This window comes from Oleiphilus sp. HI0125 (assembly GCF_001635355.1).
Genome location: NZ_LWGF01000867.1, coordinates 1 through 14,228, shown reverse-complemented (window position 1 = coordinate 14,228; position 14,228 = coordinate 1). Strand labels below are relative to the sequence as shown.

Annotated in this window: 19 protein-coding genes and 1 tRNA gene; 8 read left to right on the top strand and 12 right to left on the bottom strand. The window is 43.6% G+C overall.

Annotated features, from left to right (window positions below; all coding sequences use genetic code 11):
• The 4 genes from A3762_RS14230 to A3762_RS14215 form a co-directional block, all read right to left on the bottom strand.
• Positions 1 to 583 (bottom strand): hypothetical protein (locus tag A3762_RS14230; protein WP_156493468.1); only part of this gene is annotated, 583 nt, incomplete at its 3' end.
• Positions 584 to 617: 34 nt separating this feature from the next.
• Entirely contained in the window at positions 618 to 1,835 is a 1,218-nt protein-coding gene (locus A3762_RS14225) for an integrase arm-type DNA-binding domain-containing protein (protein WP_068756159.1), read from the bottom strand.
• A 161-nt stretch (positions 1,836 to 1,996) separates the two neighbouring features.
• Positions 1,997 to 2,073 (bottom strand) — tRNA-Met (locus tag A3762_RS14220).
• 179 nt (positions 2,074 to 2,252) lie between these two features.
• Positions 2,253 to 3,065, bottom strand: a complete 813-nt coding sequence (locus A3762_RS14215; RefSeq protein ID WP_068756157.1) for a DUF6279 family lipoprotein — start codon at positions 3,063 to 3,065, stop codon at positions 2,253 to 2,255.
• Positions 3,066 to 3,184: 119 nt separating this feature from the next.
• On the opposite strand from A3762_RS14215, the gene A3762_RS14210 reads away from it, so the two are divergent.
• The 3 genes from A3762_RS14210 to rpmG all read left to right on the top strand — a co-directional run bounded on the left by A3762_RS14210 (position 3,185) and on the right by rpmG (position 4,851).
• Complete coding sequence (locus tag A3762_RS14210) at positions 3,185 to 4,234, top strand: AI-2E family transporter (RefSeq protein ID WP_068473569.1); 1,050 nt, start codon at positions 3,185 to 3,187, stop codon at positions 4,232 to 4,234.
• A 212-nt stretch (positions 4,235 to 4,446) separates the two neighbouring features.
• Positions 4,447 to 4,683 (top strand): 50S ribosomal protein L28, encoded by a 237-nt coding sequence (gene rpmB / locus A3762_RS14205; RefSeq protein ID WP_068473566.1) that lies wholly within the window; start codon positions 4,447 to 4,449, stop codon positions 4,681 to 4,683.
• A 12-nt stretch (positions 4,684 to 4,695) separates the two neighbouring features.
• Positions 4,696 to 4,851 carry a 50S ribosomal protein L33 gene (gene rpmG, locus A3762_RS14200; protein WP_068473563.1) on the top strand — a complete coding sequence of 52 codons (156 nt, stop codon included), beginning with the start codon at positions 4,696 to 4,698 and terminating at the stop codon, positions 4,849 to 4,851.
• A gap of 75 nt (positions 4,852 to 4,926) precedes the next feature.
• On the opposite strand, the gene A3762_RS14195 is transcribed toward rpmG, so the two are convergent.
• The 3 genes from A3762_RS14195 to A3762_RS14185 form a co-directional block, all read right to left on the bottom strand.
• On the bottom strand, positions 4,927 to 5,808 hold the full coding sequence (locus tag A3762_RS14195) for an endonuclease/exonuclease/phosphatase family protein (RefSeq protein WP_068473559.1): 882 nt from the start codon (positions 5,806 to 5,808) through the stop codon (positions 4,927 to 4,929).
• Between the two features lie 19 nt (positions 5,809 to 5,827).
• Positions 5,828 to 6,496 carry a thiol:disulfide interchange protein DsbA/DsbL gene (locus A3762_RS14190; protein ID WP_068473556.1) on the bottom strand — a complete coding sequence of 223 codons (669 nt, stop codon included), beginning with the start codon at positions 6,494 to 6,496 and terminating at the stop codon, positions 5,828 to 5,830.
• A 206-nt stretch (positions 6,497 to 6,702) separates the two neighbouring features.
• On the bottom strand, positions 6,703 to 7,323 hold the full coding sequence (locus A3762_RS14185) for a cytochrome c (RefSeq protein WP_068473594.1): 621 nt from the start codon (positions 7,321 to 7,323) through the stop codon (positions 6,703 to 6,705).
• Between the two features lie 195 nt (positions 7,324 to 7,518).
• On the opposite strand from A3762_RS14185, the gene yihA reads away from it, so the two are divergent.
• On the top strand, positions 7,519 to 8,181 hold the full coding sequence (yihA, locus tag A3762_RS14180) for a ribosome biogenesis GTP-binding protein YihA/YsxC (protein ID WP_068473553.1): 663 nt from the start codon (positions 7,519 to 7,521) through the stop codon (positions 8,179 to 8,181).
• On the opposite strand, the gene A3762_RS14175 is transcribed toward yihA, so the two are convergent.
• Positions 8,178 to 8,843 carry a TetR/AcrR family transcriptional regulator gene (locus tag A3762_RS14175; RefSeq protein ID WP_068473550.1) on the bottom strand — a complete coding sequence of 222 codons (666 nt, stop codon included), beginning with the start codon at positions 8,841 to 8,843 and terminating at the stop codon, positions 8,178 to 8,180. The two genes, yihA and A3762_RS14175, sit on opposite strands and share 4 nt — an antisense overlap.
• Before the next feature lie 181 nt (positions 8,844 to 9,024).
• Here A3762_RS14175 and A3762_RS14170 point away from each other — a divergent pair, with 181 nt between their 5' ends.
• From A3762_RS14170 to A3762_RS14155, 4 genes are all read left to right on the top strand, one after another.
• Entirely contained in the window at positions 9,025 to 10,470 is a 1,446-nt protein-coding gene (locus A3762_RS14170; protein WP_068473548.1) for a coniferyl aldehyde dehydrogenase, read from the top strand.
• Between the two features lie 158 nt (positions 10,471 to 10,628).
• Complete coding sequence (gene coaD, locus A3762_RS14165) at positions 10,629 to 11,111, top strand: pantetheine-phosphate adenylyltransferase (protein WP_068473545.1); 483 nt, start codon at positions 10,629 to 10,631, stop codon at positions 11,109 to 11,111.
• A 19-nt stretch (positions 11,112 to 11,130) separates the two neighbouring features.
• A complete protein-coding gene (locus A3762_RS14160; protein ID WP_068754205.1) occupies positions 11,131 to 11,382 on the top strand; it encodes a YfhL family 4Fe-4S dicluster ferredoxin in 252 nt (83 codons plus the stop codon).
• A gap of 73 nt (positions 11,383 to 11,455) precedes the next feature.
• Positions 11,456 to 12,019, top strand: a complete 564-nt coding sequence (locus tag A3762_RS14155) for a hypothetical protein (RefSeq protein WP_068473539.1) — start codon at positions 11,456 to 11,458, stop codon at positions 12,017 to 12,019.
• 56 nt (positions 12,020 to 12,075) lie between these two features.
• Here the strand turns inward: A3762_RS14155 and A3762_RS14150 are convergent, their stop codons facing one another.
• The 4 genes from A3762_RS14150 to A3762_RS14140 form a co-directional block, all read right to left on the bottom strand.
• Complete coding sequence (locus tag A3762_RS14150; RefSeq protein ID WP_156493467.1) at positions 12,076 to 12,345, bottom strand: hypothetical protein; 270 nt, start codon at positions 12,343 to 12,345, stop codon at positions 12,076 to 12,078.
• A 45-nt stretch (positions 12,346 to 12,390) separates the two neighbouring features.
• Entirely contained in the window at positions 12,391 to 12,546 is a 156-nt protein-coding gene (locus A3762_RS26525) for a hypothetical protein (protein WP_156493466.1), read from the bottom strand.
• A 129-nt stretch (positions 12,547 to 12,675) separates the two neighbouring features.
• Entirely contained in the window at positions 12,676 to 12,945 is a 270-nt protein-coding gene (locus A3762_RS14145; protein ID WP_068473533.1) for a putative nucleotidyltransferase substrate binding domain-containing protein, read from the bottom strand.
• Between the two features lie 446 nt (positions 12,946 to 13,391).
• Positions 13,392 to 13,982 carry a PEP-CTERM sorting domain-containing protein gene (locus A3762_RS14140; protein WP_068473530.1) on the bottom strand — a complete coding sequence of 197 codons (591 nt, stop codon included), beginning with the start codon at positions 13,980 to 13,982 and terminating at the stop codon, positions 13,392 to 13,394.
• Positions 13,983 to 14,228 lie beyond the last annotated feature (246 nt).

The window sequence follows — 14,228 nt, the reverse complement described above, 5'->3', positions numbered from 1 at the left end:
AAACGAATCGCTTATAGCGATGGAGCAGCCCCGAACCTTCGAGACCCAAAGATGGGTAAATATCTTCCAGAATTAATATAAATTTACTTATGTCATGTAAGGCAGGCTTACTTGAGAAAATTTCGACATATTGTTCGAAAACCATTTTCTCGAAACGTGATAGCTCTCGAATTTGAGGTTTAGCTCCCTGAACGGGTTGATCGCAATTGGCTATGGCTAGCTCGAACAATTCGCGATGATCCCTAAGTTGCTCCTTAAGTTTATTCCACTCCAACACCGATTCCTCATAAATCGCGCCAGTTTCCAGAGGCATTGCGGAGTCTTCCAGACCGCGCCCTATACTCATTTTTCTGTTAGCTCTCGCAAGCATCAAATGCTCAATCAAATGCAACCCTTTATATCCATCACCTTTGCCTACGAATGTCAGTTTTGACTGGAGTTTGTCAATCGACCTCAGAATACTTTTTAATTCATCGCGGACTTCAGCATTTGTGCTATTTGATATAACGCCAGTTCCGTAGGCCAAAGCGAACTCTCCTAATATTCTTTTTGCAGCGTCACTAAATTTTTGCCATTTATCCAAATCGGTAGTCATTGGTCCCCTCCTGAAGATTTTTTTATTTCAATGAATCCAAATAATCGGCCCAAGCCTGCATCATTTCTACACGCTGATTGAGATGCGTAGTTCTGTTATAAGCTCTACCATTTGTATCTTTAACTGCATGAGCGAGCTGATGCTCAATCCAATCAACACGGTAACCTAACTCTTCATCCAACAGCGTCCTTGCAATAGAGCGAAAGCCATGAGGGGTGATCTGATCATTGCTATATCCAAGTGCTCGGAGTGCTGTACGCACACCGTTATCACTCATTGGGCGCCGCCAGTCTCTTGGACTAGGGAACACGTATTTACTTTTAGACTCGATGAGTTTTATTTCTTTAATTAGCTCTAGCGCCTGATCGGATAAAGGGACCACGTGAGGCAGTTTCATCTTCATCTTTTCTGCAGGGATTTCCCACAAACCTTTATCGAGATCAAGTTCACTCCATTCCATATGTCGAAGCTCACCTGGTCGGCAAAACAAAAGCGGGGTCAATTGCAGAGCAGTTTTTACATATATCCCCCCAGAATATGCATCAATTGCGCGAAGTAATACCCCCAATTCCTTTTTATCTAAGATTGCAGAAAAATGACTCTCAACAGGTTTAGCAAGCGCTCCTTTTAGATCTTGAGATGGGTCCCTTTCAGCTCTTCCAGTCGCAACTGCAAACCGGAAGATTAGTCCTGCTGTTTGCTTCACCCTATGAGCCGTGTCTACTGCGCCTTCCGATTCTTTCTTCCTTAAGGTTTGCAGCAACTCTAAAGGTGTTATTTCCGCAATATGACGTTTACCGAGAGAGGGATTTAGATACTTCTTTATAAACCGCTCAACGCGAACTGCATGACCTTTTGACCAATGAGGGAGCTCTCGTTGATACCATTCGTCAGCAACTGCAGCAAAAGAGTTACCCACTCCAACAGCCTTGGCTAACTTTTCCTTACGCCGCAGTTCTGCTGGATCATACCCCTCATGTAATTGCTCTCTGGCTTCATCCCGCTTCTTTCGTGCATCTTTAAGAGAAACGTGCTTTACGTTATTTGGATTATCGTAATAGACACCAAATGAGAGGCTCTTTTCTTTACCCCCAAAACGATACTTAAGACGCCAATATTTAGCCCCCTTTGGGGTGACTTCTACGTACAGCCCTTCTCCATCAAAAAGCTTATAAGCCTTCTCTCGAGCCTTGGCATTTTTTATTTGAGTGTTACTGAGCTTGTCGGTTTCACGTGACATAACGATATGCCCCCAGGGGTATTTGAATGTCCCCCAAATATGTCCCCAAACTGGCAAATATGTCCACAGATGTTAATGGACTTTAATGGATGGTGTATAAACGAAAAAGCCCGCTAGAAGCGGGCTTTCGAGATGTTCTTGGACGTTGCAAGAACTATATTTGGTAGCGGGGGCCGGATTTGAACCGACGACCTTCGGGTTATGAGCCCGACGAGCTACCAGGCTGCTCCACCCCGCATCAAAACTTTTTGCTTGTTCCTAGCTGGTTCTAGGCTCAAGGTTTGAGAGATTTTGTCTGGCTGCGTTTGCGCCCTCCCTCAACACGGCGCGAATAATATAGAGTGCTGAGCACTTGGTCAAGCGTCCTTTCAAATAAAATTTGCAATATTGATTACACAAAGCAAAAAAAGCGGATTACTAATCTTCTAAAGTGTCTTGAAGTGTCTCAATCCATTCATCTAATTCGTCTTTGGCGTGCTCCACTTGACGCTCTGTTAACGTCGGCACTAGACGATCAAGTATTTGCTCTACCTGCTTACGATTTTCAGAACGGCTAGCGGCATAGTCTTCCGTCCACCAAATTGAAGGGTCTACAATCCAGATACTCAAACTCTGGGCATCTCCGGAAGTGACGGCTCGTCGTAAACTCGCCGCCCATTGATTGGTGTTTTCATTTCGAATATTAAACTCATTCGGCAATAGAGAAATGTTCTCTCTAACAATCTCGACCTGCTCATCATTTAAATCACCAAACCAATTCTCTAATCGCTCAATTCGCTGATCTTCTTTGTCTTCTTCGTTTGTTAAAGCTTTAAACCAACGCTCTTTACCTTCTTCTAAGTATTCATCAAAGGCGTCTAAGTTAGAGTTATCTAACATTAACCACAAAGGCTCTATTCGGGGCGCCAATGAACTCAGAAATCGATCAATGTTGCGTTCGAGCGTATCGAATAGTTCCGACACATCTTCTGCCGAGGGCGCACTTTGCCATTTCTCACTGGAACGATTTAAATCAGCAACCAACACGGGAAAGCCTTCTTTTAAAAACCATGCTTTCATTTCTTCGGCGACAACTTCAACTTGCTCTTCTTGTTGATCATTCAAATCAAACATTCGAGATAGCTGCCATGAACTTAGCCAAGGCAAACGTTCAAACAAAAAGCCGAAGGTGGAACATGCGCCTAAACTCAGAGACAAGATAATCACGGTAAGTTTTCGGTAAAAAGACACTGATACGAGCCTCTAAACAAATGTTATTTTTATTTATACGCGCCATTTAAGTATTCTGGTTGGCAGTGAAATATTGAGTGCAATGCGACTTATTCATACCACAATTCAAAAGAAACATTATGTCTACATTTTCTAGTTCTTCGCGAACCTTATTTGTTCTTGCCGCTTTTGTCATTGTGGTAGCCGGAATGCGCGCCGCTGAATCCATCATGGTGACATTTTTATTATCCGGTTTCTTTGCGATTATTTGCGCGCCGCCCTTCTTATATTTACAAAAGAAAGGTACGCCTGCGTGGCTGTCACTCATTCTCGTTGTTATTTTCATCAGTCTATTTCAACTCTTACTCATCAGCATCATTGGCAGCTCAGCAAAGGAGTTCTCGAATGACCTTCCGGTGTATCAGGAGAAACTTCAAAGCATCACCGCAAATAGTATTAACGCCTTAGGCCAGTGGGGCATTGAAATTCCAAGACAGCGACTACTCGAAACCTTTGACCCCTCGAGTATATTTCAAACCGCCATGGGCGCACTTGGTAGCTTAGGTGGCGTATTATCAAACTCCTTCCTCATTATTCTAACCGTTGTATTTATGCTCTTTGAGAGCTTGTCATTGCCGAATAAACTACACCGAGCCTTCGGCGAAAATAACAGCCAGATCGAACATATCGATCGCTTTCTTGCTACGGTCAAAACCTATATGACAATTAAAGCGCTCGTAAGTCTCGCAACAGGCGCTCTGATATACGTCGGTTTGCTACTTATTGGCGTTGATTACCCATTGCTATGGGCAGTGCTCGCCTTCTTCCTCAACTTTGTACCGAACATCGGGTCAATCATTGCGGCAGTGCCTACGGTCTTGCTCGCGTTAATCCAACTTGGCCCAATAAGCGCTGCCTTTACTGCAGCTTTATATATCGCTGCCAATATGGTGATGGGGAACATGGTCGAGCCAAAGTTTTTGGGCCGGGGCTTAGGCTTGTCGACGCTTGTCGTGTTCTTGTCATTAGTGTTTTGGGGTTGGGTGTTTGGGCCTGTAGGAATGTTCTTATCAGTGCCACTCACCATGCTATTAAAAATCGCACTGGAGTCGAGTGAAGAAACTCAATGGATTGCGATATTAATGGGCTCTGACGAGCCAGAAAGTGATCACGAAATCAAAAAAATATAAAATACTGGCTTTAAGAGAGTTTTTCTTTGCGGTTAAGAAATCTTTCTGGTATAAAGTCGGGCTCTTTGGTTAGGGCTCCATCAAAACGGGCGAAAAATCGTCTATTTGACCGCGTGCAGACTGCTTTGAAGTTCTGCAAATCGCAGCCCAAAAGATATGAATTTATTCTATACGCTCACTAAGCGCATAGAAATTGGAGGCAAGGTTTTAGTATGTCTAGAGTATGTCAGGTTACAGGTAAGCGTCCTGTAACAGGTAACAACGTTTCACACGCAAAAAACACTACTCGTCGTCGTTTTTTGCCAAACCTACAATCTCACCGTTTTTGGGTTGAGAGCGAGAACCGTTTTGTAAAACTACGTGTTTCTACAAAAGGTATGCGCATTATTGATAAGAAAGGCATTGATGCAGTTCTTAGCGATCTTCGCGCTCGTGGCGAAAAAGTTTAAGGAGAGTAGACAATGAGAGATAAGATCCGTTTAGTATCAAGCGCTGGCACTGGTCACTTCTACACGACTGACAAGAACAAGCGTAACATGCCTGAAAAAATGGAAATCAAAAAGTACGATCCTGTTGTTCGTAAGCACGTGATCTACAAGGAAGCGAAAATCAAGTAAGCCTCGCTACTTGCTTCCTGAAAAGCCCGACACTAGATCGATTCATTCGATTAACAGCGTCGGGTTTTTTATTGCCTATTTGCTGGCAATATAGGTTTCGGGCAACCCGAACTCTAAGGCAATCGGCAAATGATCTGAAACTGAGAACGGCAACACTTCGGCGTATCTCACCTCTAAAGATCGACTTACCAATATATGATCTAAATCTTTTCTAGGCTGCCAACTAGGGAAGGTATGACTCACTCCGGGTAACGCCACCAAATCAAGCTCACTCAAGCAACCATGCCCGAGCAAACTTTGCAGGTGCGTATTCATATCACCCATCAAAATAATATGCTGATAACCATCGATCAGCTTTTTAACAAACGATAACTGCGCCTTCTGTGCGGCTGACGATAACGATAAATGCAGAATAACAAGCACTATAGGATCTTTCTCATCGCCATATTTCGCAACAATCACTCCTCTACCAGGAATCAAAGATGGCAAAGGATACTCTTCTACCGACAAAGGGCAAAAACGGCTCAATAAACCATTACTATGCTGAGCAATAGGGCCGAAGTTTCGATTCAGCTGCTGATACCAAAATGGAAAGCCAGCCGTTTTAGCTAAAAACTCAACTTGGTTTACGAAGCCAGTACGCAAACTGCCTCCATCCACCTCTTGCAAGGCAACCACATCATATGCCTCGAGAAGAGAGGCTATCTTAACTAAGTTGGTTTGACGTTGAGCATGCGGCAAAAAGTGCTGCCAACTGCGCGTAAGGTAATGACGATACGCTGAAGTGGAAATGCCGACTTGTATGTTGTAAGTCAGTAATCGAATAGATTGAGAAGGAGAAACATTAGGAATATCAGATAAGTACTCAGGCGCAGTACTAGACGATACACCTAAACGAAAGTCTTTATCAGAGGGGGTGAGTAGACGCTTAACGCGACTACGCAACTGTGTATACATACCCCCTCCTTCAACTAATTTATTTTGCTGCAGTTAGCGCTGCTCGTTCTTGCGCTATAAGAAAGTTAGCAACCTTAATCATATTTGCAAAACCGCCCGCGTCACGAACACCAATTTTATATTTACCATTTACGATAAGTGCTGGCACGCCTGTCAGACGATAAGCCTTGATACGATCACCCGCTTTCTTCACTTGCTCATCAATTTTAGAGATTTTGCGGAAACCAGACGCTTCAAACACTGCCATGTACTGCTCTTCTGATACGCCGTGCTTTTCAAAAATTTCTACAAAATCATCACGATCTTGATATTTCTTAGGAGCACCTTGAATCGCATCAAATAAAGCTTGGTGCATCTCTTCGATCTTACCTAGCTCCTCTGCTGCAAAGAATACTTCCGCGTGCGTTACCCAACCTGGGAACGTTGCTGGCAACAAACGGAAATCAACATCATCTGGGAAGCTTTCTTCCCATTGCGGAAGATGATCGTTGTTGAATTCATAACAATGAGGACAGCCGTACCAAAACACCTCTACAACTTCTATTTTAGAAGCGTCACCAGTCTTAACTGGGAATGGCAATTCTTTGTAGTGTGTACCTTTCTCCCACAAGCTGGCAGCGGAAGTCGCGACGCTGAATAGCATGGTAGCTGCAAGCATAAGCGCGCTTAGAATACGAAATTGAAACATGAAGTGTCCTCATAACAAGTGTTTAGCAATAACCGAAAGATAATAGGCCTGCCCTTGAACGTACTCAAGCAAGCTTAGATGACTATTAGATTAAACTTGTCAGACAGAAAACAAAGGTCACAGTTCCCTAGCTTTCAAATGATATTGCGGACATAAAAAAACCCGAGATGTAGATGTCTCGGGTTTTCAAATCTATGAAGAAGCGATTACTCAGAAAGACCTGAAATATAGCTCGCTACCGCTTCAATTTCACGATCGTTCATACGTGCAGCAATTGAACGCATCACACGCGCATCACCGTCGTTAGCTCGCTCACCGCTACGCCATTTTTTCATTTGCGCAATCGTGTAATCAGCATGCTGACCGCTAAGCGCTGGGAAACCTGCCGCCTCAACACCTTTACCTGAAGGACCGTGACAAGCGATACATGCTGCCATTTTAGTAGCTGGGTTACCGGCACGGTAAAGAGCGCGACCTTCTTCAACTAATTCTGGATCCGCTTGACCAACTGTTGTTGTTTGCGCCGCAAAGTACGCTGCAACATCTGCCATGTCTTGGTCACTAAAACCATCTAAAAGACCCGTCATTTCAACAATCACACGACGACCTTCTTTTTGATCATACATTTGCTTTAGCAAGTATCTCTCGCCTTGACCTGCTAACTTAGGGAAGTTACCCGCCGCACTATTACCATCTGCACCATGACATGCAGCACATACCGCAGACTTGTCTTTACCAGCTTGCACATCGCCTACAACTTCAGCAGAAACAAATGCAGAGCTGCTTAGACCTAATGCAACTACCAACCCCTTAAACAACTTATTCATAATTTGCGCGCTCACTCTAATAAATTCGCCATTCACTGCGGCTTTATTCTTCTATTATTTCGCCAACCTGACCTTCAGTAATTATATCGACTGATTAAGATCTCACAAGAAAGATCAGGCAAAAAAAGTGGGGGTATTATACACTAAGCCCCCAGTGATAAAAGACTTTAAGTCAGTACCAATGAGTATCAATGCATGAGTGACCAAGCAAAACCTGCCACCTTATTTCGACTCGCCTATGATTCTGCCGCATTTATGCAAAGCGGCTCAAAACTTTCAAACTGTCCGAGTGATAACGGAATCGAAATTGCCTTTGCTGGCAGGTCAAATGCCGGAAAGTCCTCTGCTATTAATAGCATCACTCAAAACAAGAAACTGGCGCGCACAAGTAAAACACCTGGTCGCACGCAACTGATCAATTTCTTCTCCCTAGATATAGAAGGCGTGCGCTTGGTCGACTTACCGGGTTACGGCTATGCAAAAGTGTCCCTAGACATGAAGGAAGCATGGGGACGCCACCTTGAAGATTACCTTCAAAACAGAGACAGCCTAGTAGGCTTAGTGCTGATTATGGATATCCGAAAGCCCCTTACAGAGTTCGACACGATGCTGCTCGACTGGAGCAAAAAGAGCGAACTCAGTACAACCATTCTTTTGACGAAAGCAGACAAATTGAAATATGGGCCAGCTAAAACTGTTCTCTTACAGGTACGCAAAGCACTGGAAGATCACGGTTTTATCAATGATATTTTGTTGTTTTCGAGTTTGAAAGGAACAGGCGTCAAAGAAGCGAGAAACGCATTAAACCGAAATTTCTCGCACTTTTTGGAAGATGAAGAAGAAAGTACAGAAAGCTAAACGCCTGGCAGAACCTCATCGAAGCAATAACCCTCTTGAAGCTTGGCAAGCTCAGCTTGCTCAGGCTCTCTTAAATGCGGAACGATAAAGTCTAAGACTTGATACACACCATGCTGAATAGCTTTAGGGTTACTTTCGCGATCTTCTTGCGTACCATGCATCGTCTTAAGAAAGGTCATCCAATTCGTCACAATCAGCCATACGTTCAAGGCTTTAGACTGACGCTGCTGTTCCGTCTGCCTTGAGAAAATCTCACTCAACTCTAAAGCCTCGATAATGCTCATCACGCCTCGCACACAACGCAAGGTAAATGCCCGATAATCCTCACGCAATTTGTCGTCATTATCGAGAAGATGCTCCAAGTCACGATGTAAAAAACGATAGGCCCACAGCCCATTAAACACCGCATCTAAGTATGAAAGTAAATCTTCTACTTTTATCTTTCGCCCTTCAGGAACACGGAGATAGGTATCCACCATCAACTCATAGTTTTTGAAGATCTGATAAATAATGTCGCTCTTATTTCGGAAGTGGTAATACAAATTACCAGGCGACATATTAAGATGCGCAGCGATATGGTTCGTTGAGACGTTTCGCTCGCCTTGCGCGTTAAACAAGTCCAAGCTCTCTAAGATAATGCGTTCTTTTGTTTTAGATGCCACAAAACTGCCTTACTAATTCCGATCTCTAAGTTCTTGTTCGCCTACGCTTCGAATCATTATTTTATGATAATTTCGGCAAACGCATTGACTCATTAGAGTATATACTCTAATTTTTTATTTTGCAGTCCACACATGATAAAAAGCGTGATCAAGCGCAAGCATACTCTCGGAGGAAGCCCCAATGGTAGCTGACGTTGTACAAATTTCTGAAAGCCAGACACAGATCAAAAAAATGCAAGGCATTTTTAAAGAACAAACCCAAGCTTTCCGTCGTAACCCGATGCCAAGCTATGAAGAAAGAGTTGCGAATCTTAAGAAGCTGCGCCAAGCCCTTTTAGACAACGAAGCAACGTTCATTGAGAAGATCTCTCAAGACTTTTCGAGCCGCTCCGAGAACGAAACACGCCTCGCTGAGATCATGCCTGTACTGCATAGCATTGATTACACGCTTAAGAACTTAAAGCGTTGGATGCAATCCGACAAGAAGAAGGTTTCGACTTTATTTATGCCTGCTAGCGCACGTGTTGAATACCAACCACTTGGTGTCGTTGGAATCATCGCGCCATGGAACTACACCTTATCCTTATCGCTTGGCCCACTAGTTTCAGCTCTTGCTGCGGGCAACCGTACAATGATCAAGATGTCTGAATTCACCCCAGTCACCTCGGCATTTGTTGAAGAACTTCTATCGAAGATTTTTCCTCAAAACCTAGTCGCAGTTATTAATGGTGATGCGGATGTAGCCGTTTCATTCTCTGATATTCCTTGGAACCACTTGTTGTTTACTGGCTCTACGAGCGTTGGTCGCCATGTTATGCGTGCTGCGTCTGCCAACCTTACCCCTGTCACCCTTGAGCTTGGCGGCAAGTCACCAACGATTATTTCTGACTCAGTAAAAATGGATGAAGCCATCAAGCCGATTGTGTTTGGTAAAGCCTTCAATGCTGGCCAGACTTGTATTGCGCCAGACTACATTCTTTGCCCTGAAAATCGTCTTGAGCATTTTGTTGATTCATTCCAGCGCGAATTCGCTGACATGTACCCAACGCTCAAGCACAACGAAGATTTCTCAGCAGTGATCAATGAGCGCCAATATCAGCGCCTTCAAAACTACATCAAAGATGCTGAAGCAAAAGGTGCGACTGTCATTGCTTGTAATAATGCTGGCGAAGATATGGCTAGTGGTACGCGTAAAATGCCGATTTACTTAGTACTAAATCCAACGCCAGACATGCTCTGCATGCAAGACGAGATCTTTGGCCCTGTATTGCCAGTACTTACTACAAAATCTATTGAAGAAGCGATTGATATTGTCAACGATCGTCCATCACCATTAGCCTTGTACTACTTTGGCCATGACAAAGATGAGCAACGTTTTGTCTTAGATCATGTTCGATCTGGTGGCGTGTGCTTGAACGACACTTTGTCTCACTTTGCGCAAGAAGATCTTCACTTCGGTGGCGTTGGTGAATCAGGAATGGGTGCTTATCATGGCGAAGATGGTTTTGCGACCTTCTCCCACAAAAAGCCTATTTTTACGAAAGGCATTTTGAACAGTACGAAATTCGCCTACCCGCCATATGGCACAGCCATTCATAAGGCAATTTTCTCTCTATTTATGCGCTAAGCGCTCTACTGACAAAGGCACCTCTCGGGTGCCTTTGTTTTATACCCCTTCTATAATCTCTGCATTGTTTCGAATAAAAGATTTGTTTAATATTCGCGCTTTGCATTGTGCGTTAAAGACTTATACAAACCTGCTTCGAATTTAATTGAGACATTAATATGACGACGGTTATTTACCCAGGCACCTTTGACCCGATTACAAACGGCCATACTAATTTGGTTGAGCGTGCGGCACGCGTATTCGACGACATTATTATTGCGGTTGCAGCAAGCCCCAAAAAACGTCCGCTATTTCCACTCGATCAGCGTGTCGAGCTTGCGCAGGAAGTACTAAGTCATATCGATGGCGTAAAGGTCATTGGTTTTGAAAACTTGCTGGCTGAATTTGTAAAAGAACATCAGGGCAACGTGATCTTACGTGGATTACGCGCCGTATCTGACTTCGAATATGAATTCCAACTGGCTGATATGAATCGCCGGCTCGTGCCTCAAGCAGAGAGTATTTTCTTAACACCAGACAATCACTTATCGTACATTTCTTCGACATTGATTCGTGAGATTGCAGTACTGGGCGGAAACATTGATGAATTCGTTCATCCAACGGTCAGCAAAGCCCTAGACGAACACTTTAAGCAGCAGTAACAGGAACAGGAACAGGATCATGGCATTAATCATTACAGACGACTGCATCAACTGTGACGTTTGTGAGCCGGAGTGCCCCAACGAAGCCATTTCCCCTGGGGAAGAGATCTACGAGATCGAGCCATCTAAATGCACAGAATGTGTTGGTCACTATGACGAGCCACAGTGTCAGCAAGTGTGCCCTGTTGATTGCATCCCTCTTGATCCTGCTCACGATGAGACGCAAGAACAGCTCATGGCAAAATACGAAAAGCTAACGGGCATCTCCTAAAATTAGCCCTTTCTTAGATTCTGACTACACTTAGCCAAACAAATACAGTGAACTCAGTGTAGTTAGGTCGTTCATGAGCGAAGAAAAAGCAAACGAATCTGAAGTACCGTTAACCCCCGAACAACGTATCGAGCTATTAGAAAGCAAGGTTGACAAAAACCGTGTTTTCTTGTTGTTTTTTGCTCTCATTCTTACTGTCACCATTTCTGCGACCGTCACAGCATTTGTGATTTATTCGTTTGGCGGCGTTTCCTCCAATAACTCCGACGCATCAGACGATATTGCGAATACTATTGCTGGCCAGAAAGAACTGCTTGAGCAATATGATTTGCGTTTGGCGGAACTAAATGCGCATATCAAAAGTTTTGAAAATCGTATCGATAACAACGCGAACAGTACCATTCAGCAAGTACTCATCGAGCAAGAGCAAGCGAAGCAACGCTTCATGGAAACAGTGCGCTCGGCTGTATACGATCTAGCTCATATGGTGCCTGGCTCGCGATCTTGGTTGGAGCTCTACACCGAGCAATTAGAAGACGCAACGACCAAAAGCGCCATGCGTGAAAAGCAATTGAAAGAACTCAAAACAGCAAAACCGATCGACAAATCGGATTCATTTTTTGGGGATGATTTTTAGGCCAACCTTGGTTTCAAGCTCGCAAGAGAAGACTTCATACCATGCAAAGCGTTAATTTATGCGCAAAGAAATTCTGCCGTCGCGATCGCATCACTTAAAGCATTGTGCGCGTACGCTTTTGGCAAGCCGTAACGGTCACGACATACCTCTAGCTGGATAGCTCCCGCAGAGCCTTGTTTTTCCATCAACGTCCGCTCAATGACCATCGTATCGACGTAGTCGAAGATAAGAGGACAACCGTAATTCTCCCGCGCGACTTTCTGAAGAAAAGCTAGGTCTAAACGCGCATGGTGAAAAACCGCCACTGCTCCAGCTAACTCATTCATGAGTAAACCTAGAGCTTGCGTCACATTGCCTGCGCCAGCAACACACTAATTACTCAGACCATGCACTACTACGCTATCACCCACTGACTCGCTTGCATAACATAAGTGATGCTGTGCGCTTCGGTATTCAATAAAACCTTCCTGCACAATCACCCATGCGCTGCTCAAAATTTTATCCGTTACAGGGTTAAGCGTTGTCATCTCGCAGTCAATGACTACAAACCTTGTATCACCAACAGGGGATTTCCGAGCAATCGATTTTGCGTATACAAAGCATTAAGCGCCTCAATTGCTGCACTTTTTTTAGCGTAACGTAAACGACGATATAACCTAGAGAACACCATGACCAAAACGCATTTTCAGGGCTCGCTGACTTTCCGCAACAACGGCAAAAGCATCTTTTAATTGATTGCGTACTAAAGGCCCCAAGGAATCAGGCGCAAGATGGTTATTCACCTCTTCCCCTAATTGGATTTGTTGACTCTGATTGCTTGAACGTAAACTCGCAATAAACTCATGCGCATCAAGAAAGATGCCCGCCAATTCAGATAATATAAACTTCTTATCCACCAAAGCTTCGAGACGTGCTTCGGTACTCACCTCGGAAACTCCTTAAGCCTACGCGTACAAACGGATCAATACGATAATAGTTACCGTGCCTCAATATGTTAAATCTAAGAATGATTGGTAGCCCCATCTTTCTCCAACAAGAAGCGTTTAAAGACACCAAGACGAGGAGTATACTCCAAAACATCGCCACACACATATGCCTGAAAAATGGGGGGGGTTGACTCGCTTCATGGCTGACACAATCAAGAAAAGACTGGGTTAGCGAGCCCCCATCAAACGGGATGCAAGCACCATAAAATACTCACTCATATATCTCATTTTGGATCGAATTAATAAGTTCAATACCTGTTATACGGATCCCAGACTTAAAGCACGTGTTAATTATGTAAATGAAAGTGGAGCCTATAGCTTTTGGAACAAAAATAAAGGCCAGTACATGTACTGGCCTTCAGAGAAGATATTCGGATTATTCGGTGTCACACAGCCCGTCGACGAGCGACCCCCAAACAAAATAGACCAAGACCAAGAATCGCTACTGCTGCAGGCTCAGATACTGTAGATGCCGTGCCTTTATAAATTATACCAGTTGGACCATTGCCTGAGTTTGTGACCCAAAAATTTAAACGCCCACCCTTTTCAAGAATCATGGATGAATTCACGTAATCATAAACGTTAATAACCTGCGCCCAAGGATTTCCACCAGCCACATCATAGCGGTTAATATCAGCAAGAATCTTACCTTTGGATCGGATTTGGAGATCGTCATCAAAAGACACGAAAAGAGAATCTATGCGCATATCTTGGTTAGGTCTATTTAAATCCAATTCCCAAACCCGATATTCGACGCCAGCCTCTTTCCATACCCCAGTAGGCTGAACCCAACTGGCACCCTCAAGCTCAGTACCAATTGGATCAATATAGGTATTTGTCGTCTGATCATTTAACAAACAACCAGTCATGTATCGGCACTTATCATCTATAGCAGACACAAACGTAATTGTGGCAGCGAAAGCCGAGGTACTTGCTAACCCTAACATTAAGGCTGCAATTAGTTTTTGAAAGTTCATTTATACTATCCTTCCTATGTAGTAACTGCTTAAGTGTCTTTCATATCATTGAAAGCATAAAAAGCAAAAAATAAACCAGAATCTTTTTATTGATATTTATCAGTAATTTATGATTATTTTTATTATGGATAAAAACCAATAATGTAAAATAAATCGACAGTTCTTTGAGCGCACAAGCTCGAGAAAAAATCACTCCAAAATACAAATGATTGTTTTCTATCGTGATCGTAAATAATTTTTTAATGG

Bases quoted from the DNA above. Each gene is read 5' to 3' on its own strand.
- A3762_RS14225 (WP_068756159.1), bottom strand. From the start codon at position 1,835: ATGTCACGTGAAACCGACAAGCTCAGTAACACTCAAATAAAAAATGCC.
- A3762_RS14210 (WP_068473569.1), top strand. From the start codon at position 3,185: ATGTCTACATTTTCTAGTTCTTCGCGAACCTTATTTGTTCTTGCCGCT.
- rpmB (WP_068473566.1), top strand. From the start codon at position 4,447: ATGTCTAGAGTATGTCAGGTTACAGGTAAGCGTCCTGTAACAGGTAAC.
- rpmG (WP_068473563.1), top strand. From the start codon at position 4,696: ATGAGAGATAAGATCCGTTTAGTATCAAGCGCTGGCACTGGTCACTTC.
- A3762_RS14195 (WP_068473559.1), bottom strand. From the start codon at position 5,808: ATGTATACACAGTTGCGTAGTCGCGTTAAGCGTCTACTCACCCCCTCT.
- A3762_RS14190 (WP_068473556.1), bottom strand. From the start codon at position 6,496: ATGTTTCAATTTCGTATTCTAAGCGCGCTTATGCTTGCAGCTACCATG.
- A3762_RS14185 (WP_068473594.1), bottom strand. From the start codon at position 7,323: ATGAATAAGTTGTTTAAGGGGTTGGTAGTTGCATTAGGTCTAAGCAGC.
- yihA (WP_068473553.1), top strand. From the start codon at position 7,519: ATGAGTGACCAAGCAAAACCTGCCACCTTATTTCGACTCGCCTATGAT.
- A3762_RS14170 (WP_068473548.1), top strand. From the start codon at position 9,025: ATGGTAGCTGACGTTGTACAAATTTCTGAAAGCCAGACACAGATCAAA.
- coaD (WP_068473545.1), top strand. From the start codon at position 10,629: ATGACGACGGTTATTTACCCAGGCACCTTTGACCCGATTACAAACGGC.
- A3762_RS14160 (WP_068754205.1), top strand. From the start codon at position 11,131: ATGGCATTAATCATTACAGACGACTGCATCAACTGTGACGTTTGTGAG.
- A3762_RS14155 (WP_068473539.1), top strand. From the start codon at position 11,456: ATGAGCGAAGAAAAAGCAAACGAATCTGAAGTACCGTTAACCCCCGAA.
- A3762_RS14150 (WP_156493467.1), bottom strand. From the start codon at position 12,345: ATGAATGAGTTAGCTGGAGCAGTGGCGGTTTTTCACCATGCGCGTTTA.
- A3762_RS26525 (WP_156493466.1), bottom strand. From the start codon at position 12,546: ATGACAACGCTTAACCCTGTAACGGATAAAATTTTGAGCAGCGCATGG.
- A3762_RS14140 (WP_068473530.1), bottom strand. From the start codon at position 13,982: ATGAACTTTCAAAAACTAATTGCAGCCTTAATGTTAGGGTTAGCAAGT.